Source organism: Kitasatospora sp. NPDC015120, from assembly GCF_043080305.1.
In the GTDB taxonomy this organism is placed as follows: Bacteria; Actinomycetota; Actinomycetes; order Streptomycetales; family Streptomycetaceae; genus Kitasatospora.
This window is the reverse complement of the sequence record NZ_JBIBVJ010000002.1, coordinates 16,554-41,244: the sequence shown is the minus strand read 5'-3', so window position 1 is coordinate 41,244 and position 24,691 is coordinate 16,554. Positions and strand designations below refer to the sequence as shown.

Annotated in this window: 15 protein-coding genes; 9 read left to right on the top strand and 6 right to left on the bottom strand. The window is 75.9% G+C overall.

Going from position 1 to position 24,691, the window contains the following annotated elements:
* Positions 1 to 117: 117 nt before the first annotated feature.
* Positions 118 to 2,916, bottom strand: a complete 2,799-nt coding sequence (gene ppc, locus ACF1AK_RS04995) for a phosphoenolpyruvate carboxylase (protein WP_391497381.1) — start codon at positions 2,914 to 2,916, stop codon at positions 118 to 120.
* Between the two features lie 274 nt (positions 2,917 to 3,190).
* On the opposite strand from ppc, the gene ACF1AK_RS04990 reads away from it, so the two are divergent.
* On the top strand, positions 3,191 to 4,462 hold the full coding sequence (locus ACF1AK_RS04990) for a sensor histidine kinase (RefSeq protein ID WP_391497380.1): 1,272 nt from the start codon (positions 3,191 to 3,193) through the stop codon (positions 4,460 to 4,462).
* Between the two features lie 12 nt (positions 4,463 to 4,474).
* On the opposite strand, the gene ACF1AK_RS04985 is transcribed toward ACF1AK_RS04990, so the two are convergent.
* On the bottom strand, positions 4,475 to 4,966 hold the full coding sequence (locus tag ACF1AK_RS04985) for an SUKH-3 domain-containing protein (RefSeq protein ID WP_391498015.1): 492 nt from the start codon (positions 4,964 to 4,966) through the stop codon (positions 4,475 to 4,477).
* Between the two features lie 131 nt (positions 4,967 to 5,097).
* Positions 5,098 to 5,562, bottom strand: a complete 465-nt coding sequence (locus ACF1AK_RS04980) for a YwqJ-related putative deaminase (protein WP_380295901.1) — start codon at positions 5,560 to 5,562, stop codon at positions 5,098 to 5,100.
* Between the two features lie 485 nt (positions 5,563 to 6,047).
* Here ACF1AK_RS04980 and ACF1AK_RS04975 point away from each other — a divergent pair, with 485 nt between their 5' ends.
* The 3 genes from ACF1AK_RS04975 (at position 6,048) to ACF1AK_RS04965 (ending at position 11,492) form a co-directional block, all read left to right on the top strand.
* Positions 6,048 to 7,049: an SMI1/KNR4 family protein gene (locus ACF1AK_RS04975; RefSeq protein WP_391497379.1), complete on the top strand. Its 1,002-nt coding sequence runs from the start codon at positions 6,048 to 6,050 to the stop codon at positions 7,047 to 7,049.
* 69 nt (positions 7,050 to 7,118) lie between these two features.
* Entirely contained in the window at positions 7,119 to 9,884 is a 2,766-nt protein-coding gene (locus ACF1AK_RS04970) for an SUKH-4 family immunity protein (protein WP_391497378.1), read from the top strand.
* 267 nt (positions 9,885 to 10,151) lie between these two features.
* Positions 10,152 to 11,492: a hypothetical protein gene (locus ACF1AK_RS04965; protein WP_391497377.1), complete on the top strand. Its 1,341-nt coding sequence runs from the start codon at positions 10,152 to 10,154 to the stop codon at positions 11,490 to 11,492.
* 56 nt (positions 11,493 to 11,548) lie between these two features.
* Here ACF1AK_RS04965 and ACF1AK_RS04960 read toward each other — a convergent pair whose 3' ends face one another.
* The gene (locus ACF1AK_RS04960) at positions 11,549 to 12,235 is read right to left on the bottom strand and encodes a hypothetical protein (protein ID WP_391497376.1); all 687 of its coding nucleotides are present in this window, start codon (positions 12,233 to 12,235) and stop codon (positions 11,549 to 11,551) included.
* Positions 12,236 to 12,707: 472 nt separating this feature from the next.
* On the opposite strand from ACF1AK_RS04960, the gene ACF1AK_RS04955 reads away from it, so the two are divergent.
* Entirely contained in the window at positions 12,708 to 13,025 is a 318-nt protein-coding gene (locus ACF1AK_RS04955) for a beta/gamma crystallin domain-containing protein (RefSeq protein WP_391497375.1), read from the top strand.
* A gap of 97 nt (positions 13,026 to 13,122) precedes the next feature.
* Here ACF1AK_RS04955 and ACF1AK_RS04950 read toward each other — a convergent pair whose 3' ends face one another.
* Positions 13,123 to 14,439, bottom strand: coding sequence for a nucleotide sugar dehydrogenase (locus tag ACF1AK_RS04950; RefSeq protein WP_391497374.1), 1,317 nt, complete (start codon positions 14,437 to 14,439; stop codon positions 13,123 to 13,125).
* A 597-nt stretch (positions 14,440 to 15,036) separates the two neighbouring features.
* On the opposite strand from ACF1AK_RS04950, the gene mfd reads away from it, so the two are divergent.
* Positions 15,037 to 18,666, top strand: coding sequence for a transcription-repair coupling factor (gene mfd, locus ACF1AK_RS04945; protein WP_391497373.1), 3,630 nt, complete (start codon positions 15,037 to 15,039; stop codon positions 18,664 to 18,666).
* A 140-nt stretch (positions 18,667 to 18,806) separates the two neighbouring features.
* Here the strand turns inward: mfd and ACF1AK_RS04940 are convergent, their stop codons facing one another.
* Positions 18,807 to 19,451 (bottom strand): DUF4352 domain-containing protein, encoded by a 645-nt coding sequence (locus ACF1AK_RS04940; RefSeq protein WP_391497372.1) that lies wholly within the window; start codon positions 19,449 to 19,451, stop codon positions 18,807 to 18,809.
* Between the two features lie 213 nt (positions 19,452 to 19,664).
* Here ACF1AK_RS04940 and ACF1AK_RS04935 point away from each other — a divergent pair, with 213 nt between their 5' ends.
* From ACF1AK_RS04935 to ACF1AK_RS04925, 3 genes are all read left to right on the top strand, one after another.
* Entirely contained in the window at positions 19,665 to 21,809 is a 2,145-nt protein-coding gene (locus ACF1AK_RS04935; protein ID WP_391497371.1) for an N-6 DNA methylase, read from the top strand.
* A gap of 179 nt (positions 21,810 to 21,988) precedes the next feature.
* The gene (locus ACF1AK_RS04930; RefSeq protein ID WP_391497370.1) at positions 21,989 to 22,762 is read left to right on the top strand and encodes a hypothetical protein; all 774 of its coding nucleotides are present in this window, start codon (positions 21,989 to 21,991) and stop codon (positions 22,760 to 22,762) included.
* Positions 22,759 to 24,390: a protein kinase gene (locus ACF1AK_RS04925; RefSeq protein WP_391497369.1), complete on the top strand. Its 1,632-nt coding sequence runs from the start codon at positions 22,759 to 22,761 to the stop codon at positions 24,388 to 24,390. Before ACF1AK_RS04930 ends, ACF1AK_RS04925 begins: the two co-directional genes overlap by 4 nt.
* The last annotated feature ends 301 nt before the right edge of the window (positions 24,391 to 24,691 follow it).

Here is a 24,691-nt window from a genome sequence, read left to right as displayed (position 1 = left end):
TACTGGGGGTTGGGGGGGCCTACGCCCCCGGGGGGGGGGGGGCGGTTGGGGCGGGGGGGGGGCCCCGGCCCGGGGTGGGCGGGGGGGGGGGGGCCCCGGGGCGTGCGGGGGTGCCGGTCAGCCGGTGTTGCGCAGGCCGGCGGCGATGCCGTTGACGGTCAGCAGCAGCGCCCGGGCCCGCAGCGGGTCCTCCTGGCGGCCGGTGGCGGCCTCCTCGCGCTGGCGGCGCAGCAGCGCGACCTGGAGGTAGGAGATCGGGTCGAGGTAGGCGTCGCGGACCGCGAAGGTCTGCTTGAGCACCGGGTTGTGCTCCAGCAGCTCGTTCTCCCCGGTGAGGCGGAGCACCTCGCGCAGGGTGAGGTCGTGCTCGGCCTGGATCTGCTCGAAGATGTGGTGCAGCTCCTCGGGCACCAGCTGCTCGACGTAGTGGCGGGCGATCCGCAGGTCGGTCTTGGCCAGCGTCATGGCGACGTTGGACAGGAAGTTGCGGAAGAAGTGCCACTGGCCGTACATCTCGTCGAGCACGTCGCCCAGGCCCGCCTCGCGGGCGGCGGCCAGGCCCGCGCCGACGCCGTACCAGCCGGGGACGATCTGGCGGGACTGGGTCCAGCCGAATACCCACGGGATGGCCCGCAGGCCGTCCAGGCCGGCGCCGGAGTCGGGGCGGCGGGACGGGCGGGAGCCCAGGTGCAGCGAGGCGAGCTGGTCGACCGGGGTGGCGGCGAAGAAGTACTTCGGCAGGTCGTCCTGCTCGACCAGGGCCCGGTAGGAGGTGTGCGCGGCCTCGGAGACCCGGTCCATGGCGGCGTCCCAGCGGGCCAGCTCCTCGGGGGCCTGGCGCGGGGCGGTGTGCAGCGCGGAGGCGGCCAGCGTGGCGGAGAGGGTCAGTTCGAGGTTCTCCCGGGCCAGCGAGGGCAGCAGGTACTTGTCGGAGATGACCTCGCCCTGCTCGGTGACCTTGATCTCGCCCTCCAGGGTGCCCCACGGCTGGGCCAGGATGGCCTCGTGGGAGGGGCCGCCGCCGCGGCCGACGGTGCCGCCGCGGCCGTGGAAGAGCCGCAGCCGGATGCCGTAGCGGTGGGCGACGTCGCGCAGCCGGCGCTGGGCGCGGTGGATCTCCCACTGGGAGGTGGTGATGCCGCCGAACTTCGAGGAGTCGGAGTAGCCGAGCATGACCTCCTGGACGTCGCCGCGCAGCGAGACGAGCAGCCGGTAGGAGGGGTCGGAGAGCATCTCGTCGAGGATCCGGTCGGCCTGCTGGAGCTCGTCGGTGGTCTCCAGCAGCGGCACGATGCCGATCTTGGCGATCCCGGCGTGAAGGTCGATCAGGCCGGCCTCGCGGGCCAGCACGGTGGCGGCGAAGACGTCGTCGGCGCCCTGGCACATCGAGATGATGTACGACTCGACGATCTCGTCGCCGAACCGCTCGAAGCCCTCGCGGATGGTGGTGAAGACGCCGAGGGTCTTGGCGCCGGCGGCGTCCAGCGGGGCCGGGGTGGGCGCGAGCGGGCGGCGCGAGCGCAGCTCCTTGGCGAGCAGCCGCTGACGGTACTCGCGGGGCATGTCGGCGTAGCGCCAGGCCTCCTCGCCGAGCCGGTCGAAGAGCTGGCCGAGCGCGTGGTGGTGGGCCTCGGCGTGCTCGCGCACGTCCATGGTGGCGAGCTGCAGGCCGAACGCCTCGATGGTGCGGATGGCGCGGGCGAGCCGGCCGTCGGCGATCAGCTCGCCGCGGTGGGCGCGCAGCGAGTCCTGGATCAGCCGCAGGTCGGCGACGAGCTCGCGGGTGCCGAGGTAGTCGCGGCCCTCGACGTGCGGGGTGCCGCCGGCCAGGCGTTCGCGGGTGTTCTCCAGCTTGAGCCGGATGCAGGTGGCCTTGAGGCGGTACGGCTCCTCGGCGTTCATCCGCTTGTAGCGCGGGCTCAGCTCGGGGAGCAGGTGGAGGTCGGTGTTGAGCGAGGCGAGCAGTTCGACGGAGGCGCCGGCCAGCCGCTCCGAGGTGGAGAGGGTGCTGCGCAGGTCGTCGATGGCGGCGAGGGCGTCCTTGATGCCGTACTCGTGCTGGAGGTTGAGGACGTCCCAGGTGACCTGCGGGGTGACGTTGGGGTTGCCGTCGCGGTCACCGCCGATCCAGGTGCCGAAGGTGAGCGGGCGCACGCCGTCGGGCAGCTCCAGGCCGACCCGGGCGAGCTCCTCGTGCAGCTCCTCCAGGACCTGCGGGACGGCGTCGCGGTAGAGCTCGTCGAGGTAGTAGACGGCGTTGCGGGCCTCGTCGGTGGGCTCCGGGCGGGCGATGCGCAGCTCGTCGGTCTGCCAGAGCAGGTCGATGACCTCGGCGAGGCGGCGGTCGGCCTGGCGGCGGGCGGAGGAGGTGCGGGCCGGGTCGGCCTGGGAGAGGCCGGCGGCGATCTCCTCGCGGTGGATGCGGTCGAGCAGCTCGCCGATCCGGCGCAGCTTGTTGAGGACGCTGCGGCGGGCGGCCTCGGTCGGGTGCGCGGTGAAGACCGGGCGGACGGCGAGGTGGGCCAGGGTGTCGCCGAGGTGCTTGGGGTCGGCGTCGGCCAGCTGGTCGGCGGTCTGCGCGAGCAGCGAGCCCTCGCGGGCGCGGCGGGTGGCGAACTCGCGGCCGCGGTGCACCTGCTCGGTGACGTTGGCGAGGTGGAAGTACGTGGAGAAGGCGCGCACCAGCTTGGCGGCGGTCTCCAGGTCGATGTCGGAGAGCAGTTCGGCGGTGGCCTCGCCGTCGGTGCGGCTGAGCAGCCGGACCTGTTCGACCAGGCCGAGCAGCTGGGGACCTTCCTGGCGGACCAGCGTCTCGCCGAGGAGGTCGCCGAGGCGACGGATGTCCGCACGCAATGCGGCGTTGTCGGCGACCACGGGGGTCGGGTTGTCCGCCTGGCTGGGGACCGGAGCGGTCACGGCTGGCTCCCTCGGGGTGGTGGGGTGTTCGGCAACGGCTCATCGTCACAGGGCCGCCCCGCGTGTGGCGGGTGTGACGCGTGCGGACCGCGCTGTCCGACGCGACCAGCATAGGTGTCGTCCGCTGCGCTGTCCGCGAAGTGGCCGGATGGCGGACAGGCATGCCCCGGGACCGTATGTGGTCTGGACCACTCAAGCCGGTCGGCGGGGCCCGGGAGGGTTTGCGGCGCGACCCGGTGGGGGAGGGGCCGGGGCGCGCCGTAGTCTGTGGGGCATGAGCAAGTCGCCTGGGGAGCGCGCGCGGGACCGGTCGTCGTTCTTGTGGTGGCCGCGGCGGCGCAGCGCCCTCCTGGACGCCGGGCTCGCCGCGCTCGCGGCGCTGGAGTGCGCCGGCAGCTCGGTCGCCTACATCGGCAGCCGGGTCCACCTCGGCATGACGGCCGAGATCGTGGTCGGGATGTTCGCCGCGCTGGCCGGCGCCACCCTGGTGGTGCGGCGGCGCTGGCCGGTCGTCCCGGTGGTGGTCGCGCTGCTCGTGATGCCGGCCGTGCCCAGCATGGTGCTGCTGCTGGTGGCGCTGTACACGCTGGCCGAGACCTGGGAGTGGCCCTCGCGCCGCCGGCGGGTGGTGGCGCTCTCCGCGCTCGCCTACGGCGAGACGGCCGGGGTGATCCTCATGTCGATGCTCAACCCCGGCGAGCCGGCGGCCGAGCAGCCGCCGTTCTGGGGCCAGGTGGTGCTGTCGCTGCTGGTGGCGGCCGGGGCGACCGCGGTGCCGGTGGTGACCGGCCTGTACGTCGGCGCCCGGCGGCGGCTGATCGAGTCGCTCAAGGACCGCGCGCACGGCCTGGAGACCGAGCTGGACCTGCTGGCCGAGCAGGCCCGGGAACGCGCCCGCCGGGCCCGGCTGGAGGAGCGCACCCGGATCGCCCGGGAGATGCACGACGTGGTGGCGCACCGGGTCTCGCTGATGGTGGTGCACGCCGGGGCGCTGGAGCGGATCGTGGCCAAGGACCCGGAGAAGGCGGCGCAGAGCGCCAAGCTGATGGGTGAGGTCGGCCGGCAGGCGCTCAACGAGCTGCGCGAGATCCTCGGGGTGCTGCGGATGTCCGAGGAGAACGCGCCGGAGCCGGACTCGCTGACCGGGCTGCCCCGGCTGGTCGACCAGTCCCGGGCGGCCGGGATGGCCGTCACCCTGACCGTCAGCGGCAGCCGGCAGGAGTTCACCGGCGAGGCCGAGCAGACCGCGTACCGGGTGGTGCAGGAGGGGCTGACCAACGCCCACAAGCACGCCGGCGGCGCGCAGGTGTCGGTGCTGCTCGCCTACGCGCCGAACGGTGTGCGGGTGAGCGTGGTGAACGCCTGCCCGGGCGGCGAACGGGCCGCCGCCGCGCTGCCCAGCGGCGGCAACGGGCTGGTCGGGATGCGCGAGCGGGTGGTCGCGCTCGGCGGCACCTTCTCGGCCGGGCCGGAGCGGGACGGCGGGTTCCGGGTGGAGGCGGTGCTGCCGTCCCGGCTGGCGGTCCGCCAGGACCGGCTGGCCTAGCGCCCGGAGCGCTCAGGCGTCGTCCGCGGTGCGCAGCCGTTCCGGGGCGGTGCCCAGGACCAGCGCGGTGATCGCCTGGTCGACGCCGTGGCCGAGGAACCACTCGCCGGTGTGGTCGAGGCTGTAGACCCGGCCCTCCTCGTCGATCGCCAGCAGCGCCTGCCCGTACGCCTCCTCGCCCAGCGGGGCAACGCGGACGTCCAGGGCGCGGCCGAGGTCGGCCAGGGTGCGCGGCTGGTGCAGGCCGCACAGCGGGTCGAGCAGGAACGGCGTGCGGGCCAGCTGCCGGCCGGGCCCGGCCAGGTCGAAGGCGAGGCCGCCGAACTCGGCCCAGGCCTCCACCGCCGCCGGGAACACCGCGTGCTGGACGCCGGCCGGGCTGCCGTACCCGACCAGGGCGTCGGCCCATTCCTCGGCCTGCCGGATCTGCCAGCGCCCGGGGTGCCAGCCGGCCGCCTTGAGCTCGGCGGCGACGTCGGCCGGGAAGCGCGGGCGGGTCCGCAGCGCGGGGCCGCCGGGCGCGGCCGGGGACGGGGAGGGGGCGGGCGGGTTCAGGACGGGCTCCGGTGGCTCGGGGACGGGGGACGGGCGGTGCGTCGCGCGGCCGGCGCGTGGGCGCCCGCGCGGCGGACCGGTCAGCCGGCGGCGGCCGGGCCGACCGTGACGAGCTGTACGGTGAAGTGCTCCAGCAGCGGCAGGCAGGAGCGGCACGGCGGTGCATGGGTGCCGTGCGCGGGATCGTGCTCCTCGCGGATCCGCACGGTGGTCAGCCGGGCGCCCTTGAGCGCCTTGCGCGCCTCGTGCAGGCTCATCGGCTTGCGGGCGGCGCGCTTGGAGCGCCGGCCGTCCACCGAGGTCAGGTACCGGGAGAGCAGGACCGCCTCCGGGCAGCGGCCGGTGAAGCGCTCGCGGTGCTCCGGCGGCAGCGCGTCGAGGAAGTCGCCGACCAGCGGGTGCAGCGCGGGACGGCGGTCCGACTTGTCGCCGGCCAGGGTGTGCACCTCGCCGCCCTTGAGCGACAGCGCGGCGGCGACGGCGGGCAGCAGGCTGTCGCGGTGGTGGCGCAGCAGCGGTGGCCCGGCCGGTTCCCCGGTGGTCATGGCGTCGCCCTCCTCCTCGTCCCGCTCGTCGTCCGTCCGTCCGCCTCCCGCCCGGCCCTTCCGCCCGGCCCGGTGTGGCACGGCTGTCAGGGGCCAGCCTGTCAAATGACACTGACAACCGCACATCCGGGGTGCGGCGCGCGGAGCCGACGGGCGGGCGGACACGCGATGTCGGCCGGATCCACACCGCACGATCACGACTCGTCCCCGGTCTTCCCCGATCCGAGCCCCGCGGCCGGCGCTCCGCCACCGCGGGGACGGCGAGGGGGTGTTCCCGGCCGCCGGACGGCCGCAGCGGAGCTGCCGGGGCGAGCGGGGCGGCGGCGGCCCCGGCGGCCCGGGCCGCGGCACGCACCCGCCATCCGCCGGCCACCCACTGGTCACGTCCGGGCGTGCCGGGCGGGGGACCGGGCCGAGGGCGCACCCCCTACGCTGGTTTCCGACAAGCGCACCGAGAACATGCAGCAGCCAGTGGGGGCTCCCAGATGACGACAGGTCGGCCCGGCGTCGCCGCCGCACCGAACGCGGCGTACGCAGGTCAGGTGGTGCAGTTCCCGGACCCGGTCCGTGCGGAGCGGCACCCCGCCGGGGTCCGGGTGGACGAGTACGGCTACCCGGACTTCGGCCCTTACGCCGCCGCGGCGGCCGAGGTCGCCGACCCGCCGGCCGGCTTCGGCGTCGACGAGCTGCGGCTGACCGACTACGTCTCGGCCAACGCCGCGCTGTTCACCCAGGGCCACCCGCTCTGGGCCGACCTGGAGACCGCCGTCGCCACCCCGCCCGGCTGGACCTGGCACCACGCGGTCGGCGGCGCCGCGCCCGGCTGGCGGCGGATGGAACTGGTCCCGGTCGAGGTCAAGGCGCTGCTGCGGCACCACGGCGGTCTGGCCACCTCCTCCGCCGACCACGGGCGCCGCGGCACCCGGCCGCTGCAGGAGAAGCGGCCGGTGCACTTCTCGCTCGCCAAGGACGGCGGCGACCCGATCGGCGTCTCCGAGGACCTCGTGCAGCGCGCCGAGGAGCGGCTGGGCCACCGGCTGCCCGGCGCCTACCGGACCTTCCTCAAGCTCGGCGGCGGCCGCGCCCCGGTCGGCGTGGCACTCGACCCGGAGCTCGGGCTGCTGCTCGACCAGCCGTTCCTGACGCTCACCGAGGAGTACGGCACCGAGGACGTCGTCTACGCCAACAAGTGCCTGCGCGACCACCTCACCAAGGACTACCTCGGCATCGCCTACGCCCAGGGCGGCATCGTGGCGCTGAAGGTGCGCGGCGAGCGGACCGGCTCGGTCTGGTTCTGCCTCTACGACGACGCCCGTGACACCGGGGCGCCCGAGGCCGCCGAGGACCGGGTGGGCCGGCTGCTGCTGCCCTGCGGGGAGGACTTCGACGCCTTCCTGCTGCGGCTGGCGGGGAGCCCGGCGGAGCTGGAGACGGTCGCCGGGCTGATGGTGGACGGCGGCTTCGCCCGTGCCGTTCCGGTGGGCTGACATGGCGTCCGCGGTGGTCGTCGAGGGTGTGGAACGAGCGGGGACGATGGGAACAGGGGTGAACCGGGCGTGGTGACGTACGCGCAGGCGCAGGAGCTCGCCGAGGAGTGGATCAACGGCGGGGTGCCGCGGGAGCGGCAGCGCGAGGTGCGGGTCCGGGAGTTCGACCTGGGCTTCGTCTGCTGGGCGGTGGAGCCCGGTGACGGCGCGGGCGGCGCGGAGGGCGAGGCCAGGCTGGTGATCGCCCGGGACTCCGGCGCCAGCACGCTCTGGCCCGCGCTGCCCGTCAACGAGGTGGTCCGGCAGTACGAGGAGACCTACGGGCGGCCGGTCGCGGCCAACCCGGCGGGCGCGGCCCGGCCCGCGCCGGGGCCGGTCGAGGCGACGTCCTTCCTGCTCAGCCCGCCGCAGTGGCTGCGGGAGGCCGGCGAGGCGGCGCTCACCGCGGAGGCGGAACGGCTGGGGACGGCGGCGCCCGCCGCGCCCGCGGCCCCTTCCGCGCCGCCGGCCGCTCCGGCCGCCGCTCCGGTCGCGCCGCCCGTGGTGTCGCCGCCCGCCGCGGCGCCGTTCGCGGCGCAGCCCGGGGACGCCCCCGCGCCCGCCGTCCTGACCACGCCGCCGGTCTCCGAGCGGCCCGCCGGGGACGCGCCGACCATGCTCGCCCCGCCGCCCGGCCACGACGAGCCGGCCGCCCCGCCCGCGCCGCGCGCCGGCGCCGAGGCGGCGACCGTGCTCCTGCCGGACGGGCTGCGCACCAACGGCGCCGGGCTGCCGGGCGAGCCGAGGGCCGGTTCCGAGGCCGCCACCGTGCTGCTGCCCGAGGGCGGCCGGCCGGGCCTGGCGGGCCTGCCCGGTGCGCCGGGCGGCCCGGGCACGCCCGCGCCGGGCACGCCGGTGCCGCCGCAGGACGCCCCGGCGGCCCCCGCGCCGACGGTCCTGGCGCCGCCGGACGGCCTGCCGGGCGCGCCGGGCACGCCCGCGCCGGGCACGCCCGTCCCGACGCCGGGTGCGCCGGTGGCACCCGCGCCGACGCTGCTGGCGCCGCCGGACGGCCTGCCCGGCCTGGCGGGTCTGCCCGGCGCGCCCGCGCCCGGCGGCCCCGGCACCCCCGCGCCCGGGACGCCCGTCCCGCCGCCCGGCGGGTCCGTCGAACACGCCCCGACCATGCTGGCGCCGCCCGACGGCCTGCCCGGCCTGGCGGGTCTGCCCGGCGCGCCCGGTGCTCCGGTGCCGCCGCCCGCCGGCCCGCCGCCGGTGGAACCGCAGGCCGCCGGCCTCGGCCGCAACCCGGCCTCCGCCCCGCCGCCGCCCCCGCCGGACGGGCTGCGCGGCGGCCCGTCCGGTCCCGGTGCGGGCTCCGCCCCCGGCGGGCTCGGCCGCAACCCCGCGTCCGCCCCGCCGCCGCCCCCGCCCGCCGGACTGCGCGGCGGCTCCGGCTCCGGCCCGGCGGCCCCCGCCGGTTCCGGCGGCCGCGGCGCCTCCAGCGCCCCGCCGCCCCCGCCGCCGGCGGGTCTGCGGCCGGCCGACGCTCCGGCCGCACCGCCCGCCGCGCCCGCGCCCGCTCCGGCCCCGGGCGGCGGAGTGGCGTACGAGCGCACCCAGCTCGCGGGGGCGATCGACCCCGCGCTGCTCGGCGGCGCCCCCGCCGACCCCGGCACCCCGCCGTCCGGCGGCCCCGCCGTCCCGCCGCCGCCCGCGTCCGGCGCTCCCACCGGTGCGCCCGGCGCCGGCTACGGCTACCCCGGCGCCCCCGCCGGACCCGGCGCCCCGGCACCCGCCCCGGTCCCGGCCCCGGTCCCGGTCCCGGCCGCCCCGCCGGCGCCCGTCCCCGGGCCGCCGCAGGGCGCCCCGGTGCCGCCCGGCGTGCCCGCCGTCGGCCCGGGCTACTTCGCCGCGCTCAGCTACCGGGGCCCGGACGGCTCGGAGCAGAAGTTGCTGCACCGCAGCGAGCCCGGCACCCCGCACCCGGAGTGGAAGATCCTCCAGGACCTGCGGCGGCTCAACGTGCCGCCGGAGCAGGTGCTGGAGCTCTACACCGAGCTGGAGTCCTGCGACCTGCCCGGCGGGTACTGCAACCGGATGATCGCCGCGTCCTGGCCGAACGTCCGGCTCACCCACACCGCCGACTACGGCCGCGACCACCACTCCCGGCAGGCCGGCATGGCCCAGCTGCTCGACCACCTGGACGAGCTGCACCAGCTGGCCTCCGGCCCGCAGCGGGTCCGCCCGCTCCGGGTGCCGCTGCCCGCCCCGGGCACCGTCCCGCCGCTGCCGCCGCTCGCGCCGCAGCAGCTCGCCCAGGAGCTCGGCCAGGCCTTCGGTCCGAACGTGTTCCGCTTCGAGCAGCGCGCGGTGGCGCGCCAGGGCGTGCCCGAGCCGGTGGCGCAGACGCTGATGTGGTCGGGGCTGCCGCGCGAGTTCGGACCGTTCTTCTGGGCGCAGGCCCAGGAGGGCCGGCCGATCCCGACGCTCGCCGAGCTGGCCGCCGAGCGCGGCCTGGCGGGCGGCCCGGACTTCGGCGGCTACCTGGTGCTCGGGAACGACTACGGCCGGCAGCTCTGTGTGCAGTACGGCACGGCGCACGTGGTCGCGGTGGACCTGGAAGGAACCGGCGAGCCCCCCCGGTTCGTCAACACGGGTGTACCGGAGTTCGTCCGCGCCCTGGCCCTGCTGGGCCGGATGTGGCGGCTGCGGTACGGGCTGACCCCGGACCAGGCCGGTCGCTGGACGACCGACTTCCAGGCCCAGCTGGCCGCGATCGACCCGGCTGCGCTGCAGTCCGCGGACACCTGGTGGGCCGTGCTGCTGGAGCAGTTCTGGGACGGCCTGCTCTGAGCAGGCCGTGCCGGATCCGCGCAGGTGGCAGGGGGTCGTTCCGGTGCCCGGAACGGCCCCTTCGGCGTACCGGTGCGGCGGTGCCTCGTTGGGGTTTCGTCCACATCCGCGCAAAATAGGTCAAGAGGATGGTCGCAAGCGTCCATCCTCGACCTGTTTCGATCCGCCCGACGCCCGAATTCCGACCGGGTTCCCCCACCAGGTTCCCGGGCAGACCGATCCGTCCGATCATGGGCTCCGCAGCCCGCGACACGAGGGGAAGAGCCCATGAGCGACGCCGTCCCCCAGTACGGCTTCACCGTTGCCCGGCGCGGTTACGCGCCCGAGCAGGTCGACCGAGCCCTGGCCGCGTTCACCGCGCAGCGCGACGAGGCGTGGGAACGGCTGAGCGTGCTCGGCGCCGGAATCCGGGAGATGGAGCGCCGGCTGGCCGAGATCCAGCAGGCCGCCGCCGACGCCCCCGAGCCGGACTACCAGGTGCTCAGCGACGAGGCCGCCGCGCTGGCCGCCATGGCGGAGAACGAGGCCCGCGCCATCCGCGACAAGGCCGAGCGGTTCGCCGAGGACCTCCGCGACGAGGTCTACGAGGCCGGCCAGGCGCTCGACCGCGCCGCCAAGGAGTACGCGGCCACCACCCGCACCGAGGCCGACGCCGCCGCCCGCCGCATCGACGAGCGCACCCGGGCCGAGGCGGAGACGATCCGGGCCGAGACCGACCGCGAGGTCCGGTCCGTCCGGGACGCCGCCACCGCGCACGCCGCCAAGGTCAGGGTCGCCGCCGCCGAGGCCTCCGAGCGGGCCGAGGCCAAGCTGGCCGAGCTGCGCCGCAAGGCCGACGAGATGTTCGCCGAGGCCCAGGCCGAGGCCGACGCCGAGGACGCGGCGGTCTCCGCCACCGCCGAGCGCCGGGTCAAGGAGGCCGAGCAGTTCCGCGAGACGGTGCTCGGCCAGATCAAGCAGAGCGACGCCGAGGCGCAGGCCCGCGCGGACCAGCTGATCGAGCAGGCCCGCCGGGAGGCCGAGCGGATCAACGCGGCCAGTGAGCGCGAGCAGCGCGAGTACGCGACCAGGCTGGAGACGGTGCAGCAGCACCTCGACCACATCAAGGCGACGCTGGCCTCGCTCACGGGCGCGGCGGTCGGCGCGATCGAGCCCGCGGCGCTGGAGTCCGCCGCGCCGGAGCTCGCCCCCGGCGCCGCACCCGCGGACGCCGCCTCGGACGCCGCCCCGGTGGACGCCGCTCCGGCGGACCGGGCCCCGCTGGTGGACTCGGAGGCGGACACCGGGGAGATCCCGCTGCCCCTCGTCGCGGACCCCCGGGCCGACCTGCGCAAGGAGTCGGTCCCGGCGCCCGCGAGCGAGGCCGCCACGGCGGTGCTGCGGGTCACCCCGGGCCGGGTCGCCCCGGCCCCCGCCGCGGTCGCCACCGGACCGGTGCCGCCGCGGCCGGCCACCCCGCCGCCGCCGGCGGCGGATCCCGCTGAGGGCGCCGGCGCCGCGGCCGGGCGCCCGGCCGAGGAGGAGACCCGGATCATCCCGAAGATCGTGATCATCGACGACGGCAGCGACTACGCCACCCCGAACACGGTCGGCTACCACCGCCGCTGATCCGTTCCGGTCCCGTCGGGCCCCGAACGCCGTCCGGCGTCCGGGGCCCGGTGCGTTCACGGGGTCGGCCCGGTGTCCCCCTCGGCGAGGAGCCGGGTGAGCTTGGCGTCCTGGGCGCGGACGGCCTCGCGGTGGGCGTTCAGGGCCGGGCCGTTGCGGTCGATCTGCTGGCGCTGGTAGCCCGCCAGGACGGTGAACCAGATCGCGGCCAGGTTGCTGCGGGCGGTGCAGTCGGCATCGGCCCGGGCGGCGGCCAGCTCGGCCGGGGTGGTCTGCGGCGCGGCACGGTAGGGGTCGGGGAAGGACTGCGGGTCCTCGGCCCGGAAGCCCGCGGCCGCCATGCAGCCGGCCCACTGCGCGGTCGCCGCCGTGACCCGGCCGTCCCGCCCGGTGGCGGTCATGGAGTCCGAGAAGAGCCGCCCGAGGAGGTCGGCCCCCGGCGCCGGCGGCGCGCCGATCCGTTCGACGGCCTGCCGGTTGCAGTCGGTCCGGGCGCTGTCGTAGGCCTCGCCGGACCCGGCCGCCGGTGCTTCCGCGCCCGGGCCGGGACCGGCCGTCCGGGGTGGGTGGAACCCCTGGACGCCCGCGATCTCGGCCCCGAGGTACCCCCAGGCACCGGCGGGCAGCGCGGTGGCGTTGTCCGGGGGCCGCGCCTCCTGGAGGCCGTCGCCGCGGAAGCCGGCGTAACCGGCCCGGCGCATGCAGGAGACGACCAGCGCATTGCGGACCCGAATCTCCTTCACGGCGGCCTGGTCGTCGGACTGATAAGCGGAAAGCGGAAGTCCGGTCATTCCGGCCCGGCCGGATTCCGGGGCTTTCGGTGCGTCGATCGCGGGAGGGGTCAGGGCGGAATCCGCGGAACCCCCTGCGGAGGGTCCGGCGCATCCTGCGAAAAAGGCAGATAGAACGACCGCCGCAGCGGTCGCGGTGAATCGTCCGAAATGCGGTGGGCGGGCCAAGCGGAAGCTCCGATCCTCAGGAACGGCAGGACTGTTCGGACCCTAGCGCATGCCTGTGCGGGGCGGGCCGGCCGGTGCCGGGGCGGTGCGGCTTGGCCGGAAAAGAACTGTTCGGCCGTGCGGCGTCATGTCAGCCTCTGGAGTCGCAGCCGCTACCCTTCGGAGGGTTCACATGATTCGCCGCACAAATCATTCGGAACGTTCTTCCGGACCCCGTTCCGGAAATGTCCTGAGCCGCCGGTCCGGAGCGCTCGCCGTGCTCGTCGCGGCGGCCGCGACGTTACTGCCGGCCGCGAATGCCGAGGCCGTCAACCGGATCGATTGCGGAGGTCGCACCGATTTCGCGAAGGTCTACAACTACGGCTACGGCGGCACGCTCTGTTTCGCGAACGACGGGTGGATGGCGGTGCGCATCTACAACGTCGACCGGATCGACGCCGGGAACAACAAGGTCATCACGTACCTCGGCGGCAGCATGGGCTCCTGGACCGTCTTCAACTGGGAGCAGTACGACTTCAACGGCCACGTGGGCCACGAGGTGACGATGTACGACATCAATCTCTCCCGCTGGTAGGAGCGGGAGGACGGGCCCCGCGGGCCCGCGCGGGCGAGGAGGCCCGCTGACCCGCGGTGCCGGGCGGGTGCGGTCGCCCGGCACCGTCTCCGAAGGGTCAGAGCACCTCGACCGCGGCGCCCGGGGCCGGCCGGCGCCGGCAGTCCAGCACGTACCGGGCGTGGGTGGTGACCGCCTCGTAGTCGAAGCCGTCGTGGTCGGCGAGCAGCACCACCGCGTCCGCCGCCGCCAGCTCCTGCGGGCACGCCTCCACCCGGCGGACCGCGGCGAACGGGTCCCCGTACGGGTCGTGCCCGGCGGCCCGCGGGCCGGGGACCACCGGCTCGGGCCCGTGCGCCCCGGCCCTCGCGTGCGGGTCGGCGGCCCGGACCTCGGCGCCCATCCCGACCAGCAGCTCGGCGATCCGGGCGGCCGGCGTCTCCCGGGCGTCACCGGCGTTCCCGCCGTCCGCCGGTCCGAGCAGCAGCACCCGCGAGCCCTTGACCGGGCACTGCCGGTCGTCCAGCGCCGCGGCGAGCCGGCGGACCACGTAGTCGGGCATCCGGCTGTTGACGTCGTTGGCCAGCTCGACGAAGCGGAACGACTGGCCGAGCGCCCGCTCCGTGCGCCAGGGCAGGCAGGCCGGGTCGATCGGCAGGCAGGGCCCGCCCGCTCCCGGGCCAGGGGTGAAGCGCAGGTGGCCGAACGGCTTGGTGGACGCCGCGTCGATGGCCTTCCAGACGTCGATGCCGAGGTCGTGCGCGAACATCGCCAGCTCGTTGACCAGCGCGACGTTCACCTGACGGAAGGCGTTCTCCAGCAGCTTGGTCAGTTCGGCCTCCTTGCAGGAGGAGACCGGCACGGTCCGCTCGACCAGCCCGCCGTAGAAGCCCTCGACCGCCGCCAGCGAGGCCGGGTCGATCCCGGCGACCACCTTCGGGGTGTTCTCCAGCCGCCAGACCGGGTTGCCCGGGTCGGTCCGCTCGGGGCTGCAGCCGAGGTGGAAGTCCCGCCCGGCGACCAGCCCGGACCCCGCCTCCAGCAGTGGCGCGAGCAGTTCCTCGGTGGTGCCGGGGTAGGCGGTCGACTCCAGGACGACGCTCGCCCCGGGACGCAGGTGCTGGGCCAGCAGGGCGGCCGCGTCCTCGATGGACGACAGGTCGGGCACGCCGTCGCGCAGCGGCGCGGACACGGTGATCACCGCGAGGTCGAAGCCCGCCACGTCGGACGGCTCGGCGGACGGCAGGTAGCTCCCGTCCTCCAGCAGCGGGCGCAGCCGGCCGGCCGGGACGTCCTCGACGGGGGACTCGCCGGCGGCCAGCCGTTCGATCCGGCGGTCGTCCACGTCGTAGCCGACCACCCGGTGGCCGACCTCGGCCGCGCGGACCGCGAGCGGCAGCCCCACCCGGCCCTGGCCCGCGATGACGACGCGCATGACGAAGAACCCCCTCCACCGCGGCGCCCCCCTGGCCCCTCCGGGCGTCGCCCCACGGTCTTCACCCCAGGGTAGGGAGCACAGCCCGGCCGCGCGGGCTTTCCCGGGACCGCGCCGGGGAAAGAGTGAGGCCGAGACCCGTGGCGCCCTCCAGGAAAGGGCGCCACGGTTCCCGGCGCGTGGGCGGGCGCCCCCACCCAGGGTCGCCCGGCCTCGCACGCCCGACCCCCATCGGGTGTGCGACCGTGCCCCCACAGCCATCCCCCACGGTTGGGTGCGGCGGGCACGTTCTCCATGGTGCGCGATCTCCATGGACGGGCAGTGACAGGAGTATGTCCAGTTCGTGGCGGATCGCGACGGCCCGGAAACAGCCCGCTCCACGGCGGGAGCGACGGCGCGGGGCCGGTGGTTCGTCCGCGCCGGACCGCGGCCGGTCCGCGCCCGGTCCGGGCCCCGGCCGTGCACCGGGTGCGGGTCGGCCGCGCGGCGTAGGCTGGAGACCCCCGGCCGCTCGGCGTGCCGGGCCGTTCGCGTTGCCCGGACGGGCCCTCCGGCCTCCAGGGCAGCACCAGCCACGGGACGAAGAAGAGACTCCAGATGAGCCTGACCGGACTGCTCGATGTCGTCGCGCGGGACGCGGCGCTCGCCGAGGCGATCGAGGCCGCGACCGCCCCCGGTGCCGCGGCCGGCGGCCGCCGTCACCTCGACCTGGTCGGACCGCCCGCCGCCCGGCCGTTCGCGATCGCCGCGCTCGCCCGCGCGCTCGCCGGGCAGGCGGCCGGGGAGCGGGGCCGTCCGGTGCTGGCCGTCACCGCCACCGGCCGGGAGGCCGAGGACCTCGCCGCCTCGCTCCGCTCGCTGCTGCCGCCGGACGCGGTCGCCGAGTTCCCGGCCTGGGAGACGCTGCCGCACGAGCGGCTCTCGCCGCGCTCCGACACGGTCGGGCGCCGGCTCGCCGTGCTGCGCCGGATCGTCCACCCGCGGGCCGACGACCTGGCGGCCGGGCCGGTGCAGGTGGTCGTGGCGCCGGTCCGCTCGGTGCTCCAGCCGCAGGTGAAGGGGCTGGCCGAGCTGGAGCCGGTGGCCGTCGGGCGGGGCGAGTCGCACGATCTGGAGGAGATCGCCCGGCGGCTCGCCGCGGCCGCCTACTCCCGGGTCGAACTCGTCGAGAAGCGCGGCGAGTTCGCGGTGCGCGGCGGCATCCTGGACGTGTTCCCGCCGACCGAGGAGCACCCGCTGCGGGTGGAGTTCTGGGGCGACGACGTCGAGGAGGTCCGGTACTTCAAGGTGGCCGACCAGCGGTCGCTGGAGATCGCCGAGCACGGCCTGTGGGCGCCGCCCTGTCGTGAACTGCTGCTGACCGACGAGGTGCGGGCCCGGGCCGCGGAGCTGTCCGCCGAGCACCCGGGGCTGGCGGAGATCCTGGACAAGATCGCCGAGGGCATCGCGGTCGAGGGCATGGAGTCGCTGGCGCCCGTCCTGGTCGACGACATGGAACTGCTGCTGGACGTGCTGCCGCTCGGCTCGGTCGCGGTGGTCTGCGACCCCGAGCGGGTCCGCACCCGCGCCGCCGACCTGGTGGCGACCAGCCAGGAGTTCCTGCACGCCTCCTGGGTGGCGGCCGCGGCCGGCGGCGACCGGCCGATCGACCTGGAGGCGATCGACGTCTCGGCCGCCTCGCTGCGGTCGCTCGCCGAGGTGCGCGAGCACGCCGCCGAGATCGGCCTGCCGTGGTGGTCGGTCAGCCCGTTCGCGACCAGCGACGCCACGGTCGACGGCATGCTGGAGTTCGACGTCAACACGCTGACCCTCGGCATGCACGCGGTCGAGGCGTACCGGGGCGACACCGCGCGGGCGATCGCCGACGCCAAGGAACGGCTCGCCGCCGACTGGCGGGTCGTCATGGTGACCGAGGGGCACGGCCCGGCCTCCCGGCTCGCCGAGGTGCTCGGCAACGAGGGCATCCCGGCCCGGCTGGTCGCCGACCTGTCCGAGGCGCCGACCAGGGACGTCGTGCACGTCGCCTGCGGCTCGATCGAGTACGGCTTCGTCGACGAGGCGCTCAAGCTGACCGTCATCACCGAGACCGACCTGTCCGGCCAGAAGTCCTCCACCAAGGACATGCGGCGGATGCCCTCCCGGCGCCGCAACGCGATCGACCCGCTGGCGCTGGTGGCCGGCGACTACGTGGTGCACGAGGCGCACGGCGTCGGCCGGTACGTGGAGATGGTGCAGCGCACCGTGCAGGGCGCCACCCGCGAGTACCTGGTGCTGGAGTACGCGCCCGCCAAGCGCGGCCACCCCGGCGACCGGCTGTTCGTGCCGACCGACCAGCTCGACCAGGTCACCAAGTACGTCGGCGGCGAGGCCCCGACGCTGCACCGGCTCGGCGGCGCGGACTGGGCGAAGACCAAGCAGCGGGCCAAGAAGGCGGTCAAGGAGATCGCCGCCGACCTCATCAAGCTGTACTCGGCCCGGATGGCGGCGCCCGGCCACACCTTCGGCCCGGACACCCCGTGGCAGCGGGAGCTGGAGGACGCCTTCCCCTACGCGGAGACGCCGGACCAGCTGACCACCATCGCCGAGGTCAAGTCGGACATGGAGAAGTCCGTCCCGATGGACCGGCTGATCTGCGGCGACGTCGGCTACGGCAAGACCGAGATCGCGGTGCGCGCGGCGTTCAAGGCGGTGCAGGACGGCAAGCAGGTGGCGGTGCTGGTGCCGACCACGCTGCTCGTGCAGCAGCACTTCTCGACCTTCGCCGAGCGGTACGCCAACTTCCCGGTGAACGTGAAGGCGCTGTCCCGGTTCCAGACCGACAGCGAGGCGAAGGCCGTGCTGGAGGGACTGTTCGAGGGCTCGGTGGACGTCGTCATCGGCACCCACCGGCTGTTCTCCTCGGAGACCCGCTTCAAGGACCTCGGGCTGGTCATCGTCGACGAGGAGCAGCGCTTCGGCGTCGAGCACAAGGAGCAGTTGAAGAAGCTGCGGGCCAACGTGGACGTGCTCACCATGTCCGCGACCCCCATCCCGCGCACCCTGGAGATGGCCGTCACCGGCATCCGCGAGATGTCCACCATCACCACCCCGCCGGAGGAGCGGCACCCGGTGCTGACCTTCGTCGGACCGTACGACGAGAAGCAGATCTCGGCGGCGATCCGGCGTGAGCTGCTGCGCGAGGGCCAGGTGTTCTACATCCACAACCGGGTCGAGTCGATCGACAAGGCGGCCGCCCGGCTGAAGGACCTGGTGCCGGAGGCGCGGATCGCCACCGCGCACGGTCAGATGGGGGAGACCCAGCTGGAGAAGGTGGTCGTCGACTTCTGGGAGAAGGAGTTCGACGTCCTGGTGTCGACCACGATCGTGGAGTCCGGCATCGACATCTCCAACGCCAACACGCTCATCGTCGAGCGAGGCGACACCTTCGGCCTCTCCCAGCTGCACCAGCTGCGCGGCCGGGTGGGCCGGGGGCGGGAGCGCGGCTACGCGTACATGCTGTACCCGCCGGAGAAGCCGCTGACCGAGACGGCGCACGAGCGGCTGGCCACCATCGCCCAGCACACCGAGATGGGCGCCGGCATGTACGTGGCGATGAAGGACCTGGAGATCCGCGGCGCCGGCAACCTGCTCGGCGGCGAGCAGTCCGGGCACATCGCGGGCGTCGGGTTCGACCTCTACATGCGGATGGTCGGGGAGGCGGTGGCCGAGTTCCGGGAGTCGCTGGCGGGCGGTGGCGAGCCGGAGGAGGAGCCGCTGGAGGTGAAGATCGAGCTGCCGGTCGACGCCCATGTGCCGCACGACTACGCGCCGGGGGAGCGGCTGCGGCTCCAGGCCTACCGTTCGATCGCGGCGGTCAACTCGGAGGAGGACATCACCCAGGTCCGCGACGAGCTGGTCGACCGGTACGGCAAGCTGCCCGAGCCGGTGGAGAACCTGCTGCTGGTGGCGGCGCTGCGGCTGTACGCCCGGCGGTGCGGCATCGCGGACATCACCCTGCAGGGCTCCCACGTGCGGTTCGGGCCGGTCGAGCTGCGGGAGTCGCAGCAGCTGCGGCTGAACCGGCTCTACCCGCGCAGCCAGGTGAAGGCGGCGACCCAGCAGCTGCTGGTGCCGCGTCCGTCCACCGGGCGGATCGGCGGCAAGCCGCTGGTCGGGCGGGAGCTGCTGGCGTGGTCCCGGGAGTTCCTGTCGACCATGTTCGACGACCTGGCGGGGGCCAGGAAGTAGCGGACCCGCGGGGTACCGCGGCGGGGACGGCGGTCTCGGGCGATGGCGCCCGGGACCGCCGTTGTCGTGGGTGGGCCGGTGCCGGTCGGGTGGGCCGGTGCCGGTCGGGTCGGTGCGCCGGCCGGGCGTGAACAGGGCGGTCAGCCGATCTTCCACTGGCCGGCCTGGTCGGCGAAGCCGTTGTCCAGGGTGAACTGGACCTTGTCGAGCTTGGTGCCGTCGGGGACCTCGAAGACCACGAAGCCCTTGCCGGTCTCGCCGGCGGCGATGTTGGTGGGGGTCTGGAAGGACGGGCCGGCCTTGGTCTCGGCGAGCGTCGGGCCGTACGCCTGGCCCTGGTCGTCGATCACCTTGGCACTGCTCCAGGGCGCCTCGCTGTACGCCTTGGCGCCGGTCGCCTTGATCTGGAACTGCACGGCGACGTAGTGCTTGCCGTCCGCCGCGGTGAGGTACTCGTTAATGCTCGCCGCCGGGTCGACCACCTTCACGGCGGTGACGTCGGCGGTGTTGCCCTTCTCCAGGGTGCCCTTGAGGGCGATGGTGTCGCCGATCCTGGCCGGGGCCTTGGCCGCCTCGGCCGGCTTGCTCTCGGCGGCCTTGCTCTCGGCCGGCTTGGCCGCGGCGGCGGAGTCGCCGGGCGCCGGCGTGGCCGCGGTCTGCTTGGCCTCGGTGGAGACGGACGGGCCTCCGGTGGAGTCGCAGGCCGTCGCGGTGAGGGCGACGAGCGCGGCGCCGGCCAGCAGGACGGCGGTGCGGCGGGTGCGGCGGGTGGTGGCGGCGGACATGGCTGTCTCCTCGGGGCCTTGGTTCTTCTTCTCTGCTGCGCGCCGACCTGCTGTCGACAGGAGAGATCACACCACGGGCTGTGAACCAAGTCAACAGCATTTCGCTGAACCTCTCCGTTCACATGTGAACGCTCCGGCCGAAGGTGCTGGATATGCTGTGTGGTCACACCGCCCGTGCCGCCGCCGCCGCGGATCGCCGCCGAAGGAGCCCCCATGCCGGACCGTCCCGAGGTGACCGCCGTCGAGATCGCCCGCCTCGCCGGGGTGGGCCGCGCCGCCGTCAGCAACTGGCGCCGCCGCCACCCCGACTTCCCCCGGCCGGTCGGCGGCACCGACAGCAGCCCGGCCTTCGCGCTCGCCGAGGTGGAGTCCTGGCTCAGGGCCCAGGGAAAGATCGCCGAACTGCCCCTGCTCGAACGGGTCTGGCGGCTCGTCGAGACGCTGCGCGACCCGGACGGCCACCCGGCCGCCCCCCTCGTCCAGGCCGGCACCGTCCTGCTGCTGCACCACCGTGCGCCGGAGCGCTGGAACGCGCTCACCGGCCAACCGGACACCAAGCTCGCCACCGGCCTGCCGCGCGCCCTCGCCGACACCGCCCGCACCGTGCTCGGCCCCGACGGCTCCGCCGGCCTGCCCCGGCCCGGACTGCTCGGCTCTACCGAACTGGACCTCGCCCGGCTGCTCGCCGAACTCGCCGCCGCGGCCGGCCCGGCCGGTGCCTTCGAACAGCTCCTCACCCGCTACGCCGAGGCCAACGCCCGCCAGGTCAGCCCCACCCCGCCGGAGGCCGCCGAGCTGCTCGCCGGCGTCGCGGGCGTTCCCGCCACGGTGCTCGACCCCGCCGCCGGCCTCGGCGCGCTGCTGCTCGCCCTGCCGTCCACCGCCGACCGCTACGGCCAGGACGCCGACCCGGTCACCGCCGCGCTCGCCGGGCTCCGGCTCGCCCTGCACGCGCCCGCCACCGACCCCGCCCCGCTCCCGGTCGAGCTCCGCCCCGGCGACGCCCTGCGCGCCGACGCCTACACCGGCCACACCTTCGACGCGGTGCTCTGCCAACCCCCCTACAACGAACGGGACTGGGGCCACGACGAGCTGCAGTTCGACCGGCGCTGGCCCGGCGGCCTCGTCCCGCCGCGCGGCGAGTCCGAGCTCGCCTGGGTGCTGCACTGCCTCGCCCACACCCGCCCCGGCGGGCTCGCCGCCCTGCTGCTCCCGCCGACCGTCGCCACCCGCCGGGCCGGCCGCCGGGTCCGCGCCGAACTGCTGCGCTCCGGTGCGCTGCGCGCCGTCGTCGCGCTCCCGGCGGGCGCCGCACCGCCGTACGGGGTCCCGCTCCACCTCTGGGTGCTGCGCGCCCCGCGCCCCGGCGACGACTTCCGCCAGGTGCTGATGCTGGACGCCGCCTCCGCCTCGGCGAGCTCCGCCGAGGTCGCCGAGGGCGGTCGCGACAAGGTCCGCTGGCCCGAGCTGCGCCGTACCGTCCTGGACGCCTGGCGGGCCTTCGACCTCGCGGCCCGCGAGGGCCTGCCGCTGCCCGAGGACCGGCCCGGCCGGCACCGGACCGTGGCGGCGATCGACCTGCTCGACGACGAGACCGACCTCTCGCCCACCCGTCACGTCCCGCCGGCCGCCCCGCCCGGCGGCGCCGCCGGGCTGTCCCACCTCAGCGGCCGGCTGACCGAGCTGCTGGCCGGGCTCGCCGACCCCGGCGCCCTGCTGCCCGAGCCGGCCGGCGGCGCGGGCGGCGGTGCCGGGGGCGGCGCGGTCGTCACGCTGGGCGAGCTGGTCCGCGCCGGGCTGCTGGACGTGCACTCCTCCGGCAGCGGCGCACCCGCCCTTCCGGCCGATGCGGACCCGGCGGGCACCCCCGTCCTCACCGACCAGGACCTCGTCACCGGCAGCGTGCCCGGCGCCGTCCTCGACCGGTCCGCCGCCGGCGTCGACGCCCTGCCGCTGACCCGCCCCGGCGACGTCCTCGTCCCCGCCCTCGGCGGCGGCACCGCCCGCGTCGTCGGCCCGGACGGCCCGCCCGCCGGCGCCGCCCTCGGCCGCCAGCTCCATCTGCTCCGCCCCGATCCGGCCGCCCTCGACCCGGACTTCCTGGCCGGTCACCTGCGCTCCACGGCCGCCGCCCGCCGGGCCGCCAGCCACGCCTCCACCACCACCCGCCTCGACATCCGCCGGGTCGAGCTGCCGCGTCTGCCGGTCACCGAACAGCGCCGGCTCGGCGCCGCCTTCGCCCGGCTCGCCGCCTTCGACACCGCCCTGCAACGCGCCGCCGTGCTGGGCCGCACGCTCACCCAGTCCGTCACCGACGCCCTCGCGGCCGGCACCGCCGAGCCCCCGCAGGGTCTGTGACACCGGAGCAGGAAGTCGGCCCGGCCGACTTCCTGCTCCCTCGGCCGGGCGGCCGGCCGGTGGTGGCGGGTGATGCGGGTGCGGCAGAAGGACTCCGGCGTGACGCGCACGGGCGGTACGGTGTGCGGAGCCGGTTCCGTGATCGGGACCGCCGTCGTCCTCACCGCTCAGGAGCGCGCATGTCAGGGCAGTACCCCGGGCAGTTCGGCCCACCGCCCGGTGGCACGCCGACCGGCGGCATACCCGGCCCCGGTCCGCAGGCCTACGCCCCGACCATGGCCGTTCCCCCGCAGGGTCCCGAACGGCGGGGCCGACCGTACGGCGTGCTCGGCCGGGTCCTGACGGCCCTCGCGCCGCTGCTCTCCTTCGGGCTGCTCGGCATGGTCCCCTCGCTGCTGCTCGCGGTCCGCCGCCGCCGGGCGTACGACATCCTCGGCGCGGTCGTCTACGGCGGGGTCTTCCTCACCTTCTTCATCTGCATGGGGATCGCCGGCAGCTACCCCAAGGGCGACGCTCCGGTCGCCGACGCGATCGGCACCACGATGATGGTGCTGATGTGGTTCACCCCGCCGGTGCACTTCCTGCTGATGGACCGCCAGGTGGTCTGGGACTCGGGCCGGGCCCCGGCCGGCCCCTACGCCCCGGTGGCCGGGGCGGCCGGGTACGGCTACCCGATGGCCGCCGCGCCCGCCGCGCCGGTGGGGCCGTACCCGCAGCCCGGGCAGCCCTACCCGGCCGCCCAGCCGTACGGGACCGCCGCCCCCTACCCGCAGGCCGCCCAGCCGTACCCGGCCGTCGACTCCCACCCGTCGGCGATCTCCCACCCGCCCGTGCGCGCCGCCGGTCCCGGGGCCGCCGGTCCCGGACCCGCCGCTGCCGGGCCCGCGACCTCCGACGAACTGCGCGAGCTCGGCGAACTGCTGCGCCGCCAGGCCCGCGAGGACCGCCCGTGACCGTCGCCCGGGTGATCGGCGGCCGCTACCACCTCACCGAGAAGATCGGCCACGGCGGCATGGGCCAGGTCTGGGCCGGCCGCGACGAACGGCTCGCCCGCCCGGTCGCCGTCAAGCTGCTGCGCACCGACCACCTCCTCGCCGCCACCGGCGCCGCCGACCCCGCCACCGCCGAACACCGGCGGCACGGCGACGAACTGCGCCACCGCTTCCTGCGCGAGTGCCGCACCACCGCCGCCCTCGACCACCCGGGCCTGGTCACCGTCTTCGACGCGGGCGAGGACGGCGGCGAGCTCTACCTCGTCATGCAGCGCGTGTCCGGTGTCAGCCTCGCCGACCTCATCGCCGAGGACGCGCCCTTCCCGGTCGACCGGGCGGTCTCGGTGGCCGCCCAGCTCTGCGCCGCACTGGCCGCCGTCCACGCCGTGCCGGTCGTCCACCGGGACCTCAAGCCCAGCAACGTGATGGTCCGTGAGGACGGCCGGACCGTCCTGCTCGACCTCGGCATCGCCACCGCGATCGACCCCGCCGCCACCCGCCTCACGCTCACCGGCGTCCTGATCGGCAGCCCCTCCTACATGGCGCCGGAACAGGCGCTGTCCACCGCCGTCGACCCGCGCAGCGACCTGTACGCGCTCGGCTGCCTGCTGCACGAGATGCTGACCGGCGAGGGACCGTTCCGCGCACCCACCGCCCTCGGGCTGCTGCGCCGACACGTCGACGACCCGCCGGTGCCGCTGCGCGAACTGAGGCCCGAGGTGCCGGCGCCGCTGGAGCGGCTGGTCCTCGACCTGCTCGCCAAACGGCCGCAGGACCGCCCGGCCGACGCGCAGGAGGTCCACGGGCGGCTGCTGCCGCTGCTGCCCGCCGCCGTCCCCGTGCCGCAACCCCGGTACGGGCCGCTGCCCGACCCGGCCCGGCCGTACCGGCACCCGCTCCAGCCGCAGCCCCGGCCGGCCGGCGCCGCACCAGCGGCACCGCCGGTGCGGGCCGTACCGCCCCCGTTCCTGCCGGCCGCCGTTCCGGCGGTGCCCGTCACGGTGCCCGTCGCGGCGGGGGAGGACTTCGCGGCGGCCTGCGCCCGCCTCTCCGATCTGGTCGACGCGGGCCGGCGCGCGGAGGTGCTCGACCTCGCCGCCCGGCTGCTTGCGCGGGGCCGGTCCGAACTCGGTGACGGCGCCGCGATGGTCCGCACCGTCCGGACCATCTACGCCCGCACGCTGCTCCAGGAACGGCGCCACCACGAGGCCCTGGCGGAGTACCGGCTGCTCGCGGCGACCGCCGAGGGCGGACCGCACGGCCGGCGGGCCCTGGAACCGCGCTACCGGGCCGCCGAGTGCCTCGAACAGCTGGGGCGGGGCGCGGAAGCCCTCGCCGAGTACCAGGCCCTGCTCGCGGTGTGGCCGGAGACCGAACCGGAACGCCTGCTGGACCTCCGGGAGCGGATCGGCGTCCTGCTGGCCGCGCTCGGCGAGACCGAAGCGGCCTGGTCCTGGCTGCTCCAGCTCCTCTTCGACCGCGAACGCCGCGAGGGCCCCCACCACCCGTCCGTCCGCCGCCTCCGCCAGACCCTCGACACCCTCCAACCCCACCGCACCACCGCCACCCCCTGGCCCCCACACACCTGACCACCCCACCCCGCCGGCCCGGCACAGGAGCGAGAAGTCGGCGGGCCCGATTTCCTGTACCGGCCGGGCCGATGCTGCCGAGTTCTTCCTCGCGACCCGTGCCGCCCCGCAGCCTGGCCACCCGCTCGCTGTATCGGGTGGGGGAGTGGGAGGTCGGCGGGTTCGACTTCCTGTGCCGGCCGGGCTGGTGCTGCCCACCTCCCTCCGCTCTGGCGTGGGAGTGGGAGGTCGATGGGGCCGACTTTCTGTGCTGGTCGGGTGGGTGCTGCCGCCTTCCTGCTGCCTCGGCGTGGGAGTGGGA